The following is a 17,113-nucleotide window of genomic DNA, read 5'->3' on the forward strand; positions in this document are numbered from 1 at the left end:
TCCCAAGAGAAACCGGGTGACGTCGCCGGCTGGAAACTGCGAGTCCCGGCCCCAAAACTCCTCCTGGTCAGTCAATTCACGCATATCGGATTTACCATCAGTTCAGTGGGGGCCGAGCGTTACGCCTTGCCGGGGGTGAGCAAACGCTGCAACTGCTCGATCACGTAGTCCTGCTGGGTTTCGCTCATGGCCGGGAAGATCGGCAGGCTGAAGGCTTGTGCGTAATAGCGCTCAGCTTCAGGGAAATCGCCTGACTTGAACCCCAGCTCCCGGTAGTACGGCTGCAAGTGGACGGGAATGTAGTGCAGATTGACGCCGATCCCGGCTGCACGCAAGGCTTCGAAAACCTCCCGATGGCTCAAACTCAGGCGCTCGGTGTGCAGGCGCACGACGTACAAATGCCAGGCCGACTCAGCGTCGGCCTGGGCGCAGGGCAAGGTCAGCGGCAACCCGGCCAGCGCCGTTTGATAGCGAGCGGCAAGCTCGCGACGCCGGACAATGAACGCATCCAGCTTGCTCAGTTGTGACAAACCCAACGCAGCTTGAATGTCGGTCATCCGGTAATTGAAGCCCAGCTCGACCTGCTGGTAATACCACGGGCCATGGCTGGGTTCGTCCATGTGCTCCGGGTCACGGGTCATGCCGTGGCTGCGCAGGCGGCGCAGGCGCTCGGCCAGCTCGGGACGATTGGTCATGACCATACCGCCCTCCCCGGTGGTGATGATCTTTACCGGGTGAAAACTGAACACGGTCATCGCCGCGAACTCGCCGCAGCCCACCGGACGCCCGGCATAAGCGGCCCCCACGGCGTGAGACGCATCTTCGATCACGGTGAAGCCGTAGCGTGTGGCCAATTGATCAATGCTGCGCATGTCACAGCTCTGCCCGGAAAACGCCACAGCCACCAAGACTTTGGGCAGTCGCCCGGCGCGCTCGGCGGCTTCCAGTTTGAGCGCCAGCGCCTGGGCATCGAGATTCCAGGTCAGTGGATCGATGTCGACAAAATCCACATTGGCGCCGCAATAGCGTCCGCAATTGGCCGAAGCGAGAAACGTGTTGGGTGTCGTCCACAGCCAATCGCCCGGCCCTAGATCCGCTGCCAGACAGGCAATGTGCAGCGCCGCCGTGGCATTGCACACCGCTACGGCAAACCCGGCCTCAACGCGCGCAGCCATGGCGACTTCGAAGCGCGCAAGCGTCGGCCCCTGGGTCAGCCAGTCTGACTGCAGCACCTGGACTACTGCGTCGATATCAGCTTGATCAAGACTCTGGCGACCGTAGGGAATCATGGCTGAATGTCGGCGTGCAGTTCGCCGATCTGGCCGACTGACAGGAAGTGCGGGTTGATATCCGAGCGGTACTCAAATGTGTCGGCCACCGCCTTGCCTTGCTCACCGCTCGCATCGAGGCTGAAATCGGCATCGATGTTATTGAAGCGGATCGACGGCACGATGGTGTAGTGATCGGCAAATTCCAGGGTCATGCGCGCGTCGTCCAGCGGCACCATCAACTCGTGGAGTTTTTCACCGGGACGAATACCAATATGCTTGTGCGGCAGCTCGGCGGCCATGGCCTGGGCCAGATCGACGATGCGAATTGACGGAATCTTCGGCACGAACACTTCGCCGCCATGCATGCGCGCAAAACTCTGCATCACGAAATCCACGCCGTGATCCAGGGTGATCCAGAAGCGGGTCATGCGCGGATCGGTGATCGGCAATTCCGTCGCGCCACCGGCAATCAGCTTGTTGAAGAACGGCACGATCGAGCCCCGGGAACCGGCCACGTTGCCATAACGCACCACGGCGAAACGCGTCGGCTGATCCCCGGCAATGTTATTGGCGGCGACGAACAATTTGTCCGACAGCAACTTGGTAGCGCCGTACAGGTTGATCGGGCTGGCCGCTTTGTCGGTGGACAGCGCAATCACGCTTTTCACGCCATTGGCAATGGCCGCAGCGATGATGTTCTCCGCGCCATTGACGTTGGTGCGGATGAATTCCGTCGGGTTGTACTCCGCAGCCGGTACATGTTTGAGCGCTGCGGCATGTACGACGTAATCGATGCCACGCATGCCTTGCAGCAAGCGGTCGGCATCGCGCACATCGCCCAGAAAAAACCGCATGCACGGCGCGGAAAATTCCTGCTGCATTTCGTACTGCTTGAGTTCATCCCGGGAGAACACCACTACCCGCTTGGGCTCGTAGCGCTCAAGCAGGGTGCGGATGAACTGGCGGCCGAACGAGCCGGTACCGCCGGAGATGAAAATGGATTTGCCGTTGAACATCCTTGAATCCTCTGACCTGTGTCGAACCTACGCGAGCAATTGCGCCCAGTTCACTGCACTCGGGGTGCCGAGGTCGAAACCGTTGCCGGTCAAACTCAGGTTCTTGTTGTAAGCCGGATCGCTGTCGAAGAAACCCGCCCACTTGTCCCGCAAGGCAGCAAGCGCCCGCGGCGCATCAGGGAGTACGCCCGGATGAGTAATCTGAACCTGAGGCACCCAAACCACCAGGTAACCTGCCTGGCCGATGTTCAGGCACAGGTCGATATCGGCGAACGCCTCGGCAAAATCATCTTCGTTGAAGCCTTCAACGGCGTCGAAAAGCGCCTTGCGAATCATCATGCAGGTCGAGGAGACAGCCGAGTAGTTCTGGGTCTGGATCAGGCGATGCATATAACCTGGAACATCCCTGGCGCCCACGAAAGCCGAACCCACGCCATCGTTCATTCCCAGAATCAATCCGCCCTGGGTTACCTTGCTATTGGAATCGATGAGTTTGCCGCCGACCACGCCGACTTCAGGGCGCATGGCCTGATTGAGCAGGCTGCCCACCCAGTTAGGACTAACCACTTCACTGTCAGACGCCAGCAGGATCAGGTATTCACCCTTGGCCTGACGAGCCAAGTGGTTGATCAGCGCAGGTGCACCGAACACGTTTTTGGATTCGATCAGCCTGATACGGCCGTTCGGTTGCTGCTGAGCCGCCAGCCATTCCAGTGTTTCGGGCGCCAAGTCACCGTTGTCGCCGATCAGCACTTCGAATTTTGTGTAACGGGTGCGCTGCAGAATGCTGATCACACAACGCTGCAAATCGACCAGTTCGGACTGGCCGTGGACAATGATGGAAACCAGCGGGCGTTCGCTGTGGCGGTAATCGATCTGCCAGGTTCCTGCCGACTCAGAGGTGATCAGGGCCTTGTAGCCACGGGCCGTCAAATGGCGACTCAATGCCAGCCGCTGCTGGACGTTCTCTTCCAGCACTGGCGCGTCACAGATCAGCAACGGCTCACTCATATGAGCCAGCCAGGCCATCCCGCCCTGCTCGATGATCCTCAGCAGCAAATCGAATTCCAGCGCATTGGCGAACTCTGCCGAGTAGCCGCCTGCTTCGATCAGAACGTCGCGACGAATCAACCAATGTCGAGCCATCAAGTCCGGCAGACTCTGGAGCAGATCCAGGTTGAAATCCGGACGGAATACATCGACGAGGGCACCATTGGCCTGACGATGAATCTCATCGGCATAGACCGCGCGGCATTGTGGCGCCGCCAGCAATTCCAGACTTGCCCGCAACAGACCGCTTGCAGTGAACTGATCGCCCGCGTTTGCCAACAACAGCCACTCGCAGGTTAGCTGGCGCACGCTCTGGTTAAGCTTGTCAACGTAGTTCGCCTGGCTGACTTTGACAAAGTGCAGGGTGTTGTCGGCGGTGGTTGCCGCTGGCGGTTCTGCGGTCGTGAACACCACGATCTTGAAGGCTTTGCAGTGGCCTTCCAGCAAACTGTCCAGAGTGACCTGCAGAGCGGTCACATCGCCGTTGAGGTTCAACACCAGCAGCCCGAACCGAGGGCCGTCTTCACGGGCGCGTACAGCGTCGCTGATCAGCTGCAACTCAGTGGCATCAGGGTTGCGTGCGTCCAGCCACTTGAGCACACGACCGGAGCGCGTGGCATCGAAGGTCTGGCGATTGTCAGGGTCAGGCAATGTGTTCAGGCGCGCTTCCCAAGCCAGAAATTTCCGTGCCTCATCGTCGTCGCCAATGACAGTCAGCTGGTGCGCCAGGCGGCTGACCACCTCACGGTTGAACATATTGCAGTCCAGCGCCAGCCACAGTCGATCGACAACGCTCTCCGGCGTATCGTTGTTACGTGGACGCATCAGCTCCTGCTGGCGTGTCCAGATCCCTTCCAGCCCTTCAAGCTGCACCCGACCGGCAGGCATGGTGTGCAGCATGAATTCGTATTCACTCAGCAAATCAAAAAACGGCTGATTGTAAAATGGCATCTCCACGTACTGCCGGGGTCCAAAGCGCCGCTCGGTCTGCTGCGTTGTGCTACTCCAGCCGGACTCGAAAATCAGCTCGGCAGTCAAGGAGCGGCGATGGCGCAGGTTGTCGGCCAACACCTCGAAACTCTCCAGGACGGAGGCGACGGCCTGCTGTGGATCGTCGGTCTGGACCTCGGTGGGCAGCGCCGCCAGCACGCCAGCAAATCGCTCACGATCAGCGACCGACTTGGGATCGGTAAAGGTCAGGGTATGAAAAATCTCGGTGGCATGTTCCGAGGCAATGTAATTGATCTCACGCACGACGTAAGGGATCGGCAGGATCCGCGCCTTGGCCCGCGCCAGCATGTACCAGGCATGACCGATTTCCTGCCACTGGAAAATGGTTCCGTCGGGGATTGCGTCGTGCCAGTCGCGCAGCAGCGAAGTACGGTGAACGGCATAGAACGGCGGAATGTACTCACCCATGAAGTCCAGAATCCGATCCTGCGCCAGCTCCGATGCGTAATCCTCACCGACCTTCTTGTCCCGTCGGTAATAGCTGACGCTATTGGCCAGCGTCAGATACATCAGGCAATAGCCATGGCACATGCCGTAATCCGCATTGGCTTGCAGAAAACCAACCGATTGTTCAAGGGCGTCATGGACGATGAAGTCGTCATCGGCGGCAAACACCATGTAAGGCGTAGTCACCTGCTGAACGCCGTAGTCCAGCTTGGTCTGCACGCCCCAATAACCGAACTGCGGCAGGTGTTGATAATCAACTGACTCAAACAGACCCGCCACGGCTTCGTTGCGCAGGGACGATGAATCCAGAACCAGAATCTTGCAAGGCAGCGCGCTGTAATACTGCACGGCACGGCGCAGGAACGCTGGACGGTTGTGACTGACCAACACCACCGTCAGCAATTCGCTCAATGGCAAAGTGTTTTCAGATCTGGACATGCCTTGCATAAAACTTCCCCACACAACCGGTAAATGATTAAAACGTTCGACGACGACGCAACAAGGCTTAACGAATACGACGCAGGTAACCGTCCCTGGCGACAGTAATCAGCAGCTTATTGTGCATCGCTTCGTCAATTTTGAAGTCCTGGCTTTCTTTCAAATAGGCCCAGACGGCGGTTTTTGGGTTGTCACCTTTGCCCCAAGGACGATCCGGGAACGCTTCCTCAGGCATGTCCTCGACGACCGTGTCCATGACGACGCAGTAACTCCCCACGGAAACCAGCGGCGCATAAAGACGAAGCTCTTCAAGCACATGATCGTGGGTGTGATTGGAATCCAGGACCACGATGACTTTCTTACCCGCTGCGGCTGAACGAACCTGATCGGCCACCGCAGGATCGATGCTTGAACCCTCGATCATGCTGATGCGCTTGAACATCGGGTGACTTTCGATGGCTTCGCGGTTATGCGGCCGAATGTCCCTGTCGATACCCAACACTTCGCCATGACCCTGGAGTTCGAGGATCGAGGCGTAATAAAGAATCGAACCACCGTGGGCGATACCGCATTCGATAATCAGGTCTGGCTTGACGTCCCAGATGATCTCCTGCATTGCCATCATGTCCTGAGGCAGCTGGATAATCGGCCGGCCCATCCAGGAAAAGTGGTAGCTATATTTGTGGCGTGCCGACTCGTTGAAGAATTCCTGCGCCAGACCTGTCAGTTTTGCATCCTGCCCCTGCGCGGTGACTTCTGCCTGGCACTGGGATTCGAATATTTCATTTTCGGACTGCGTCATTGGTTGACCTCAATACAGTTATTTGAAAGAAGCGCTGTCGACAGCGTGATAGGTGAAACGCCCTTCAGTTGCCCGCTTTATTTCTTCCAGATAGTTGGAATTCATGACAAACACGTGAGCACCATCGGGTAATGCCGACGCTTCCTGCGGCGAAGAGACGCGCAGGCCGCTGCCGGGCAGGTAACGGCCTTGCTTGCTCGGATTGATATCCACCACCTGGTCGACCGCTACCCCGGCACGCTGCAGGAATAACGAATAGATGACCCCTTTGGACGAAGCACCCCAGATCGCGGAACCTTGCGCGGGAGCAGCCTGGATGATGCGTACCGCGCGCTCGATACTGCTGGTGAAATCAACCGGCATTTCGAGACGCGGCACTTTTTCACCGGGTGTGATACGCAGGCTCGACAGGTCAGCAACGATATAGAGGTACTGCCCACCGAAGAGATGTCCAGACTCATACACTGTCCCGAAGAGCCGACGCAGGTCGTCTTGACGGAAATAGTTGACGTGCTCATAGAACACATCGAACCAGGCGCGGTGCTCAAGGATCCAGTCAAAGCAAGGCACTTCGATGTAGATGCGCCCCCCCTGGTTGGCATCGGCGATTTCCGCGAGGAAGTCCACAGGATTGGCAATGTGTTCAAGCACGTGCCGGAGCACGACTGCGTCGGCAGCCAAACCCAGGCCCCGGGTGAAAGGCGCTTTGATCACATCGGGATTTTCGCCTTCATAGGCAGGGTCAATGCCGGTGACGGCGTAGCCAAGCCCGCGCAGTAGCTCAAGGAAGTAGCCCTTGCCACAGCCGACTTCAATCAGGCTCTGGCCTGTGAAATATCGCGCAATGATGCGCTCGACATCGTTCAAGTGCTGCTGGAATTGTCCCGACCAGGCTTGCTCGTTCTGGTAGTCGCTGTCGTAGCTGAGCCGGACAGGATCGAACGCCTGATTGAAGATCAGCCCGCTCAGTTCATCCTGGACCAGCACAATGTCTGCGCGGGCTGACTGGCGAGCCGCAGCTGCGTCGGCAAACGTGCGGTTCTGCAGCACAGGCAAATCGGTGACCCGGTATAACTCATGCACCATGCTTGACTCCTCAATCCTGCGCCTGACTTAACATCTGATGCATCCGCTCGGTAGTACCCCAGAACGCCATCGGTTCGTATGCGGGATAACCATAAAATCCAGGATTCAATGCCATCAATGAATTCCGTTCTCGCAACCGCCGCTCAACCAGCGCCCTGACCGAAGTCGGCACGCCGCTGCAGCAGTTGAACACGCCGTTGGCTTGCCGACGCTCAAGCATGTCTGCCAGATAACCGGCAGCGGTCTCGATGGCGAGGTAATCACGCAGTTGTTCACCACCTGACATATTGAACGTGCTGTCACCCGCATCGACGGCACGGTCCAGGCTTGCCAGCAGGCTGTTGGGGTTTTGTCCCTGGCCATGCAGGTAAAACAATCGAGCCCACTGAAGCGTAAAAGGTTGTGTCGTTTGCAGGCTTTCAAGGAACAGACGGAGGGTATGTTTGGCCAGCCCGTAAGGCGTGATCGGCTGTGGCGCAGTCTGTTCATCCAGTGGGCCGCTGAGCATGCCGTACTCGAAACAGGTACCCGTGACCATCACCTGAGGCACACCGGCCTCAACCACACGTTTGATGAACGAATAGTCAGCAAACAGGTTGTGCTCAAAGTGAAACAGACCCTTGTAGTTCGGCAAGCCAGGCCAGGCCAGGTGCGCCATGGCGTCAATCCCTTGAGTCAGGGCCAGCACATCAAGGTCGGGGGCATGGACATCGGCAGCGATGAACTCCACATCCTCAAACCAGGACAGGGTCTGCGCAGTATCCCGGCTGCGCGCCACCGCACGAACGCGACAGCCTCGTGCCACCAAGGCGCTGACCAGGTGACGCCCGACAAACCCGGTCGCGCCCGTCACCAATATCTGCATGCTACTCACAGAATGCGCAGCTCGGGCACCGCGATCACGAAGCGCCCGCCCCATTCACGGATAGTGGCTTGCTGCGCGCTGACTTCGTCCAGCAGATTCCACGGCAGGACCAGCACATAGTCCGGCTTTTCCAGCGCGATGCGCTCGGGGCCCACCACAGGAATTCGACTGCCCGGCAAGAACTTGCCTTGCTTGTGCGGGTTGGCATCCACCACCCATGCCAGCAGGTCCGGTTTGACCCCGGCATAGTTAAGCAAGGTATTGCCCTTGGCGGCCGCGCCGTAACCTACGACCCGCTTGCCTTCAGCCTTGGCCTGCAGCAGAAAACGCAGCAGTTCGTGTTTGATGCGTTCAGCGGCCGGCGCCAGGGTTGCGTAGAACGCTGGCTGGGTGACGCCAGCCAGCGATTCGGCGGCCAGTGCCTGCTGCACGGCGGGCTGCTGAGCGCGACGGATGCCGTCCGCACGTTGCACGAACACCCGCAGCGAGCCACCGTGCGTCGGCAAGTGGCTGACATCAAAGATTTCCAGCCCATTGCGCTCGCACAACGTCTGCACCGCGGTCAGTGACAGATAGGAATAGTGTTCGTGATAAAGCGTGTCGAACTGCGCGCCCGCCATGAGCGCCAGCAGGTGCGGAAACTCGAAGGTGGCGACGCCCTCCGGCTTGAGCAGCACCGCGAAACCAGCGAGAAAATCATTGATATCCGGCACGTGGGCCAGCACGTTATTGGCCGCTATGAGATCCGCTGCCCAACCGTCTTCGACCAGCTGCAACGCAGTCGCGCGGCCAAAAAACAGTTCGCGAATCTCCAGGCCCTTTTCCCGCGCCGCCTTGGCAGTGCTGCGGGTAGGTTCGATCCCCAGACAAGGAATGCCGCGCCTGGCAACGTACTGCAGCAGGTAACCGTCATTGGCGGCGATTTCCACCACGCGACTCTCGGCATTCAAGCCGAAGCGCTCGACCATGCTTGCCACATAGCGCTCGGCATGCTCCAGCCAGGTGCTGGAGAACGAGCTGAAGTACGCATATTCGGCGTCGAACAGGCTTTCGGCGCTGGTGTAATCCTCGGTCTGTACCAGCCAGCAGCACTGGCAGACCTGGACTTTCAAAGGCACCCATTGCTCGGCGACTTCCAGCTGTTCCGGACGCAGATACGCATTGGATGGCGGCGCAGTGCCGAGATCGATCAGCGGCAGATTCAAAAGGGTGCCGCAGCCGCGACAGTTCATACGTGCACTCCACAAAACCGGGAATCCAGCAGTGGATGGGACGCATCCCTTGCTGACAGATTTTTGACAGCCAACGGCCAGGCAATCGCCAGACGAGGGTCATGTACCGACAGACCGCCCTCATGCTCTGGCGCATAGTCAGCGCTGTGCAGGTACAACAATTCGGCATCCTCGGTGAGGGTCTGGAAGCCATGTGCAAACCCCGCCGGCAGCAGCAGGCTGCGGCCATCACCGGCACGCAGGTGCTCGGCATGCCAGTGCAGAAAAGTTGGCGAATCCGCCCGCAAATCCACCGCCACATCCCAGACTTCGCCGCGCAGGCAGGTAATCAGCTTGGCTTCCGGATGTTCGCCGTCCTGATAGTGCAGGCCACGCACGCTGCCTTGCTCGCGCGTGCAGGAATGATTGATCTGGCGAATATGAAACGGCTGGTCAAAGCCGCTCAGGCTGCCCTCGCAGAACAACCTGGAAAAATGCCCGCGAGTGTCCTCGTGACGCTTGTGCTGCACGCTGAACAGTCCCGGCAACGGCAATGCCTTCAACAGGAATTCGCTCACGGCTGCTCCCGATACAGGCTCAACTGAGCCAGGGTGATCTCACGCATGTTCTGGCCGGATTTCCAGGCCAGGTGCCAATCCAGCGTGTGCTCCAGGCATTGTTGCAGCGACCAGCGCGGCTTCCAGGCCAGCAGCTGATGGGCGCGACTGCTGTCCAGACGCAACAGGCCAGCTTCGTGCAGTTCGCTCGGTTCGACGCGCACGCCAGGTCCGCGAGGCCAGCGGCTGGCCAGCAGCTCCACCACTTCACCGACGCTGCACATATCCTTTTCGCCGGGGCCGAAGTTCCAGGCACCGGCAAATGCCGGCCCGTGTTCGTACAAGCCGGCAGCCAGCAACAGATAACCTGCCAGCGGTTCCAGCGCGTGCTGCCACGGGCGCACGGCCTGCGGGTAACGCAAGGTCACCGGCTCATTCGCCGACCAGGCCTTGAGTACATCCGGGATCAAGCGCTCCGGGGCGAAATCACCGCCGCCCAGCACATTGCCCGCACGTGCGGTGGCCAGGGCCAGGCCGTGTTCGGCGTAGCGATCCGCAGCGAAGAACGACGCCGCATAGGACTGGGCGAGCAACTCGCAGCAGGCCTTGCTGCTGCTGTAGGGATCATGCCCGCCCAGCGGTTCATTCTCGCGATAGGGCCAGAGCCATTCCTGATTGGCGTAGACCTTGTCGGTGGTCACCAGAACGCAGGCGCGCACGCCGCCGATCTGGCGAATGGCTTCGAGCAGATTGAGGGTGCCCATGACATTGCTGGAATAGGTGCCCAGCGGATCGCGATAGCCTTCGCGCACCAATGGCTGGGCGGCCAGGTGCAGGACAATCTCCGGCCGCGTCTCGGCGATCAGCTCCAGCAAGGCGCCAAGATCACGCAGGTCGCCGCGTTGATCGTTGATGCCACCGGCCACACCCGCCAGTTCGAACAGGCTGGGTTCGGTGGAGGGTGCCAGGGCAAAACCACTGACCTCGGCGCCCAGGCTTTGCAGCCATAGCGTGAGCCAGCTGCCTTTGAAGCCGGTGTGGCCAGTAAGCAATACCCGCTTGCCACTCCAGAATTGCGAACTCAGTCCCACTGCTTCCACGGGGCCTCCCCGCTCTGCCACAGTTGTTCGAGGTAATTCTTGTCGCGCAGGGTGTCCATCGGATGCCAGAAACCATCGTGCTGGAACGCAGCCAGTTCGCCGCGCTCAGCCAGGCCCATCAAAGGCTCGGCTTCCCAGACGGTCTCGTCGTCGGGGATCAGCGACAGCACCTTGGGCGACAACACAAAGAAACCGCCATTGATCCAGCCACCGTCGCCACGGGGTTTTTCCGTGAAACCCCGAACCAGATCGCCATCGCGTTCCAGTGCGCCGTAGCGACCCGGCGGCTGCACGGCGGTGACCGTAGCCAACTGTTTGTGGGAAAGATGAAAGTCCACCAGCGCACTGATATCGAGATTGGAAACGCCGTCGCCATAGGTGAAGCAGAACGCTTCTTCGTCCTGTACGTAGCGGCTGGCCCGGCGCAAACGACCACCGGTCATGGTGTCTTCGCCGGTATCGATCAAGGTGACGCGCCACGGCTCGCTGTAATTCTGATGCACGTCCATGCGGTTGTTGCACATGTCGAAGGTGACGTCAGAGGTGTGCAGGAAGTAGTTGGCGAAAAAGTCCTTGATCGCGTAGCCCTTGTAGCCAAGGCAAATCACGAAGTCATGAATACCATGAGCCGAATACTGCTTCATGATGTGCCAAAGAATTGGCTTGCCGCCGATCTCGATCATCGGCTTGGGCTTGAGGTGTGACTCTTCACTGATACGCGTGCCTAAGCCACCTGCCAGGATAACTGCCTTCATCGTGCTCCCTCGTTTACTGCACAGGGCTTCGGCCAAGCTACTAGCGAGCTTTGCAAGTCACCCAGATACGTCGCCATTCGGCACAAGCCCTTCCAGGTCGCGCCGGAAATCCGCGACTAATGAAAATATTCAGGGATCTTGCAGGAAACGCGCCAGCTCGGATTGCCCGAGCGGGAGACCTATGCAGCGTCGGGTTCAGTCATCCAGCCAGCCATGCTCCCAGTAACGGAGGTTATCGCCCTGGAGCATGTAGTCGCGCATCACTGCCTCGCGCAGCTTGTCACCCGTGCGATAGCTGGCATCAGGGTCGGCCAGATGCATGCGAATCGCTTCCAGCCACTCCGAGGTGCTATTGCTGATCACCCGTGTGCAAGGTAAATACCCACGATAGGCAGCCGTGTCGGTACAGATCACCGGGTAACCGCAGGCCCCATACTCAAGCAGGCGCAAGTTGCTCTTGCACTCGTTGAAAATGTGAAACTCGAGCGGCGCCAGGGCAAGGTCCAGATTGAGGCTGGCCAGCTTGGCCGGGTAGGCATCAAGGCCCACTGCGGGATGAAACTCGTGCAGGTAGGGACGTAACTCATCCGGGCACATGCCAAAAAACACCCACTCCACTGCATCGGCAAGCTCACGGACGACATCGGCAATGATCGCCAGGTCACCATGGTGACTGGTGCCGCCCCCCCAGCCAACGCGGGGCTTGTTCGAGGCGCGGCGGCGGCTGCGAGGAAGGTTGTTCCACAGATGCGGCGCCAGCATGTTTGGCACCACCCGGATATCGTGGTGCATGCTCGACAGTGCATCAGCAAGTGCCGAGGTAGACACGACGACGCGGTCACACAGCCCGATGCCGCGCCGCACAAGGCGCTCCATCTCAATGCTGTCCGGCATGTTGCGAATATGCGAATTTTTCTTCGGCGCCTTGATGACATAGTCATCCAGCTCATAGATACGCCGGGCGTTAAAATATTTTTTGAAGACCTCAATCTCGTTTATTGCCGGCTCGCTGTAGCGGCACTGAGTCACGATGACATCCGGCTGCAGGCGCTCGACATCGATCAGGCTCGGCGGGTCGTAGTGGATTTGCCCGATGGCGCGACCTGCGGCCTCGAGCTCAAGCAAGGGCTGTGTGACCCGATAGTGACCCACCGCAGACGTATTGACCGGCAACGCCAATATCGACGGCAGTTGTTTGTGCGAGAAAGGGCTCCAGCCTGTCAGCAATCCAGGCTCAAGACTGAAACTTGAGCCGCCCACAATGTGCAGGGCCAGGTTGGGGTTGTACGCAGGGTCTCTGACAATCAGCGGTAGCCATCGCTTGTAGTAGTTTTCCTGTTCCTGTTCGCGCAACCGGTCACGCTGCGCGTCCGGAGCAAGTGTCGGCTGGGCACCGAGCACCAGTTGCGAATAGGGCGTCCATACCACCAGATACCCGGACTGCCTGATACGCAGACACAAGTCCACTTCACTGAGGGTATGCGCAAAATTCTGTTCGTCGAAGCCCCCAAGCTCATTGAAGACCTGTTTACGCACCAACAGGCAATCAGGGCCGACTGCGCTCAGATCCTGTACCACTTGCAGACGGTGCATGTACCCGGCGGCACTGAGCATTTCGCCGTAAAACGGCACACCAACCGGCCCCTGCAATCCGAGAATCAGGCCCGCATGGACAACCGCTCCGTCAGGACTGAGCACCTTGCCGCCAACCACCGCGACCTCGGCGCGCTGCCCATGGTTAAGCAGCTCATCAAGCCATAACGGCTCGGTGATCACGGCGAAGGGGCTGAGCATCAACACAAATTCGCCCCGCGCCTGCCCGACGGCGAAATTGCGCAGCGCGGCAATATTGCCCTGCGTTGGGTAATCCAGCACCCGCAGGCGGTCGCTGCCCATTTCAGACATGGCAGCAAACCACGCAACGCTGGCGGTATGCTGACTGCCATTGTTGATCAACAGCAGTTCGTACTCACCATAAACGGTTTTTTCCAGCAGGCTTTCGACGCAACGCTGCACAGCCGCCAACTGGTCCTGGCTGGCGATGATAATCGACACCAGCGGCCGTTCGGCATGCAGGTAATCAACGCGATTGAGCAATTCATAACTGCCTGCGCGAATCTCGTGGGCAATGCCCATACGCTGCAGATGCGCTTGCACCACCACAGGGTTTTGCTCAATAACCTCAGGCTTTCCCAGCCACTGAGCGAAGCCGGACTGCGACTCGACGAGCACCTGCGCGATATGCTCGATCGACTGGCTGCCGTGAGCCTCAACCAACCGCCAAAGCAAGTCGTGGGCGGCCAACACGCCGTAGTCCGAGTCAAGACCGCCAGCGTCCAGGAGCCCCTGACGCTCGAACGCCAAGGCTCGTCCGACATAGGGAAAGCTGCGCAACATATCAACATTGAAGTCAGGCTTGAACGCAGGCTCTGTCGACTCCCCATCGAGCAAACCACCTTCGTCGGTGTAAATGCAGCGAATATCGGAATACGCGACAATTCGCTCGGCCATGACCAGCAAGGCAGGCTCTGGCAGACGATCACCTGCTTGCAGCAGGTAAATCCAGTCGGCGCCATCAAGCTGGCCAAGAAGATCATTGAGCTGCTGCTGCCAATTGCGCTGCAACGGCATGCGCAGAACATGTCCCTCCATCAGCATCTCGCTACAGGCACTCGACAACACCAGCACCAGCTCCGGCGTATAAAGTTGCTGGGCAATGCTGCGCAAGGTCAGTTCCAGGGGCGCGCTGCCGCCCTGATCGTCGATGACGACCGGGACTATTTTCGGGCGCCACTGCCAACCCGCCAAGGTGTCCGGCAGCAGCTTTTTCTGGGGGGCGCTCAGGGTCCGGCACGCCAACCACTGAGCGTACATCTGGCCAAAGCTCTGACTATCAACACCGACCCGGTAAGGCAATGCCGCCTGCTTGTTACCCAGCGTCCGGGAGAGCGGCAATTCTCCCCAGACACGCGGGACCTGAGCAGTCTGAGTCAAAGAAACGAAAGATACCCATCCGGCAGCCGGAGCCGATTCGCCGCTACGCGCCTTGAGCATCTGCACCAGCCATTTGCGCTCGGCCTGCGCGGCATCAAGCATCGGCTGCTGGCGGATCAGGCGCTCGGGATACAAGCGTTCAACACTCAGGATATTGTTGAGCACCACCAGGTGGCCACGGCGTAACAGGCAGACATACAGCGCAAAATCGAGGGTTGCCGTGAAGCAAAAGTCTGGCTGGGTCAGCGCCGGCAGCAATTCCAGCAGATCCGCTCGGCGAAAAAGCGCACTGCTGAAACCGCCCAGAAAGTTGACCGGAAAACTTTCAATGATCGCCAGCAGGTCATCACCCTTGAATACTCCGCTTTCCTGTGACAGCGGGCTGTTCTCCAGGCGACCCGGCAAAAGCAGATCGTTGGCATCCCAAAACAGTCGCTGTGCCAGGGCAAAATGACAGTCGGAATTTTCTTGCAGGGCCTGGGCTTGCTGAGCGATACAGGTCGGGAAGATCAGATCGTCATCACAGAGAAACTTGATGAACTCGCCTTGAGCTTCCTCCAGACCCGCTCGCAGATTACCAACCAGGCCCAGCCGCCCGGAGTTGCGCACATAGCGCAGCGCAATGTCAGAGCGTGCGGCAAACGATTCGACGACAGCATGAATCTGACCGTCAGGGCTGTCGTCGCAGACGATCACTTCAAGATTGGCATAGGTCTGGTTCAGGGCGCTGGCTAAAGCCGCCTGGAAAAAACGCGGATTGAAAGCGGGGATGACGATACTGACGCGGGGTACTGAATTCACAGGGCTTACTCGCGAGCGGCGGGCATCCGGCCTGGCGGAGGATGCCCATTAACCGCTGAAAAAGACGGTTGATGCTCGGTAATACGCCGCGTCCTTGCGGCCTTTTTTTGCGCTTAAAGCTTGCTGAACAGATTCAACTGGGAAACCCGAGTGAACACCAACTGGGAAGCGGTCAGCATGGTCTGTTGCATGGTCAGGCGACCAATTGCATCCACCGGGTCGGAGTCAACAATCTTGCCCTGCTCGACGGTGTTGTTGCCCTGGAGCAAATCGTTGGTGGTGCCTTGGGCGATCGCACTGGCCTGACGTGCCCCACCGGCTGAAATTGCCTTGGACACCTGCTCTCTACCGCTGACGACGTTGCCCAGCGCAGAATCCAGGGAAGCGCGCAATTTCTGGCTGGCCACGGGATTGCCATCCGCCGGGGTATTTAGCGCGGTTATCACCGAGGACAAGGTATTCAAGATATTTTGCGTTTGCTGCGTACCGCCTTTGACCACGAAGGTGTCGCCGACAGCCGGGGTGCCGCTGACCTGGAACGTGATGCCCGAGGCGCTGGTTGCCGGGCTGGTGCTGCCACTGGAAATCTTGGTGCTGGAACTGGTCATTGGCGACGCGTACAGATCGAAATCAGTAGCGCTGGTGAACTTGATGATCGCGCCGCCGGGCGGGAAGCTGTTGTTGTAGGCGGCCAGATCGGCGACCGAAGTCCCGACTGTCGCACCGGTAATCACAGCATTAGGTACCGAATTGCCCGGGCTCGCGGTGGTACTGATCTGGTCCGGAGTTGCCGCCAGGACGAAGGTATGATCCTTCACCGCATTGTCAGCGGCGGTCGTCGAGGCCCGCTCCGCCGCCGTCAGATTGATATTCAACGACATGTCCACGCCGCGAAAGCTGATCACCTGAGTAGCAGCATCGGTTGAGGAAAAAGTGCCGGTACCGCTGGCGTCTACGGTCACATCATTAAGCGCGGCATCGGTAATCTTGTACTGGGTACTGCTCAGAAACGTCACGGTGTAAGGCTGACCACTGACGTACTGACTGTTGTAGTTCGAGTTTGAGGTGACAAGCCCGCCAGACAGGCTGATTTTTCCGTCATTAACAGCCGGCAATGTCAAGGTGGCCGACGTCCGGGTGGTATTGATTGCAGTCTCGAAGGCATCCCAACCGGTGGTATTGCCGGCGATGCTCAAGCCGTCGCCGATGGCTAGGTTGATCGCCGTCTGGTCACCATTGTAAGCGTAAGTGCCATCAGGATTTTGCGAATACGGAGGCACCGACGATTTGGAGCCGGAGAACAGGTACTGGCCGCTGGCATCCTGGCTGTTCATCAAGCTCAGGATCTGCGATTGCAGCTCTTTGAGCTCGGCGGCGTTGGAGACACGATCCGCATCGGTGTAGGTACCGTTGCCCGCTTTGATGATCAGTTCGGAAGCGGTCTGCAACGCAGTCTTGATGCTCTCCAGCGCAGTTTCCGACTTGGTCATGTTGGTGTCGATGGTGCTGATGTTCGACTTGTACTGAGTCAGCATCGAGTTCTGTTGAGCCAGTTGCAGTACTCGCGCCGCACCGACAGGATCATCGGCGGCGGAATTCAACTTGACCTGGCTGGCGACTTCTTCACCGGTCTTGATGACATTGGCGTAAGTACGCGTGTAGTTGGCAGAGCTGGTTTCGTAAAACTGGGCAGTTGAAATACGCATGAA

12 protein-coding genes are annotated in these 17,113 nt (G+C 58.8%); all 12 read right to left on the bottom strand.

The features are described from left to right. Window positions 1-119 precede the first annotated feature (119 nt). Window positions 120-1,289, bottom strand: coding sequence for a UDP-4-amino-4,6-dideoxy-N-acetyl-beta-L-altrosamine transaminase (pseC, locus tag ACP7E4_RS10030; RefSeq protein WP_426113135.1), 1,170 nt, complete (start codon window positions 1,287-1,289; stop codon window positions 120-122). After that, a complete protein-coding gene (gene pseB, locus ACP7E4_RS10035) occupies window positions 1,286-2,287 on the bottom strand; it encodes a UDP-N-acetylglucosamine 4,6-dehydratase (inverting) (RefSeq protein ID WP_426113133.1) in 1,002 nt (333 codons plus the stop codon). Before pseB ends, pseC begins: the two co-directional genes overlap by 4 nt. Before the next feature lie 27 nt (window positions 2,288-2,314). Continuing rightward, a complete protein-coding gene (locus ACP7E4_RS10040) occupies window positions 2,315-5,242 on the bottom strand; it encodes a TIGR00180 family glycosyltransferase (protein WP_426113131.1) in 2,928 nt (975 codons plus the stop codon). Between the two features lie 58 nt (window positions 5,243-5,300). After that, window positions 5,301-6,035 (bottom strand): cephalosporin hydroxylase family protein, encoded by a 735-nt coding sequence (locus tag ACP7E4_RS10045; protein WP_426113129.1) that lies wholly within the window; start codon window positions 6,033-6,035, stop codon window positions 5,301-5,303. Between the two features lie 18 nt (window positions 6,036-6,053). Then, window positions 6,054-7,121: a class I SAM-dependent methyltransferase gene (locus ACP7E4_RS10050; RefSeq protein WP_426113127.1), complete on the bottom strand. Its 1,068-nt coding sequence runs from the start codon at window positions 7,119-7,121 to the stop codon at window positions 6,054-6,056. Window positions 7,122-7,131: 10 nt separating this feature from the next. Further along, entirely contained in the window at window positions 7,132-7,986 is an 855-nt protein-coding gene (locus ACP7E4_RS10055; protein ID WP_426113125.1) for an NAD-dependent epimerase/dehydratase family protein, read from the bottom strand. Between the two features lie 5 nt (window positions 7,987-7,991). Then, a complete protein-coding gene (locus tag ACP7E4_RS10060) occupies window positions 7,992-9,218 on the bottom strand; it encodes a methyltransferase domain-containing protein (protein ID WP_426113123.1) in 1,227 nt (408 codons plus the stop codon). Beyond that, a complete protein-coding gene (locus ACP7E4_RS10065; protein WP_426113121.1) occupies window positions 9,215-9,775 on the bottom strand; it encodes a dTDP-4-dehydrorhamnose 3,5-epimerase family protein in 561 nt (186 codons plus the stop codon). Before ACP7E4_RS10065 ends, ACP7E4_RS10060 begins: the two co-directional genes overlap by 4 nt. Further along, on the bottom strand, window positions 9,772-10,854 hold the full coding sequence (rfbG, locus tag ACP7E4_RS10070) for a CDP-glucose 4,6-dehydratase (RefSeq protein WP_426113119.1): 1,083 nt from the start codon (window positions 10,852-10,854) through the stop codon (window positions 9,772-9,774). Before rfbG ends, ACP7E4_RS10065 begins: the two co-directional genes overlap by 4 nt. Beyond that, window positions 10,836-11,609 (bottom strand): glucose-1-phosphate cytidylyltransferase, encoded by a 774-nt coding sequence (rfbF, locus tag ACP7E4_RS10075; RefSeq protein ID WP_426113118.1) that lies wholly within the window; start codon window positions 11,607-11,609, stop codon window positions 10,836-10,838. Before rfbF ends, rfbG begins: the two co-directional genes overlap by 19 nt. 195 nt (window positions 11,610-11,804) lie before the next feature. Beyond that, window positions 11,805-15,404: a glycosyltransferase gene (locus ACP7E4_RS10080; protein WP_426113117.1), complete on the bottom strand. Its 3,600-nt coding sequence runs from the start codon at window positions 15,402-15,404 to the stop codon at window positions 11,805-11,807. A gap of 113 nt (window positions 15,405-15,517) precedes the next feature. Continuing rightward, the gene (locus ACP7E4_RS10085) at window positions 15,518-17,110 is read right to left on the bottom strand and encodes a flagellar hook-associated protein 3 (protein WP_426113115.1); all 1,593 of its coding nucleotides are present in this window, start codon (window positions 17,108-17,110) and stop codon (window positions 15,518-15,520) included. Window positions 17,111-17,113 lie beyond the last annotated feature (3 nt).

Source organism: Pseudomonas sp. DSP3-2-3 (assembly GCF_049898225.1).
In the GTDB taxonomy this organism is placed as follows: domain Bacteria; phylum Pseudomonadota; class Gammaproteobacteria; order Pseudomonadales; family Pseudomonadaceae; genus Aquipseudomonas.

What these genes read in the sequence shown, in the direction of transcription:
- pseB (WP_426113133.1), bottom strand. Translation starts at nt 2,287, where the DNA reads ATGTTCAACGGCAAATCCATTTTCATCTCCGGCGGTACCGGCTCGTTC.
- ACP7E4_RS10050 (WP_426113127.1), bottom strand. Translation starts at nt 7,121, where the DNA reads ATGGTGCATGAGTTATACCGGGTCACCGATTTGCCTGTGCTGCAGAAC.
- pseC (WP_426113135.1), bottom strand. Translation starts at nt 1,289, where the DNA reads ATGATTCCCTACGGTCGCCAGAGTCTTGATCAAGCTGATATCGACGCA.
- ACP7E4_RS10045 (WP_426113129.1), bottom strand. Translation starts at nt 6,035, where the DNA reads ATGACGCAGTCCGAAAATGAAATATTCGAATCCCAGTGCCAGGCAGAA.
- ACP7E4_RS10085 (WP_426113115.1), bottom strand. Translation starts at nt 17,110, where the DNA reads ATGCGTATTTCAACTGCCCAGTTTTACGAAACCAGCTCTGCCAACTAC.
- ACP7E4_RS10060 (WP_426113123.1), bottom strand. Translation starts at nt 9,218, where the DNA reads ATGAACTGTCGCGGCTGCGGCACCCTTTTGAATCTGCCGCTGATCGAT.
- ACP7E4_RS10040 (WP_426113131.1), bottom strand. Translation starts at nt 5,242, where the DNA reads ATGCAAGGCATGTCCAGATCTGAAAACACTTTGCCATTGAGCGAATTG.
- ACP7E4_RS10055 (WP_426113125.1), bottom strand. Translation starts at nt 7,986, where the DNA reads ATGCAGATATTGGTGACGGGCGCGACCGGGTTTGTCGGGCGTCACCTG.
- rfbF (WP_426113118.1), bottom strand. Translation starts at nt 11,609, where the DNA reads ATGAAGGCAGTTATCCTGGCAGGTGGCTTAGGCACGCGTATCAGTGAA.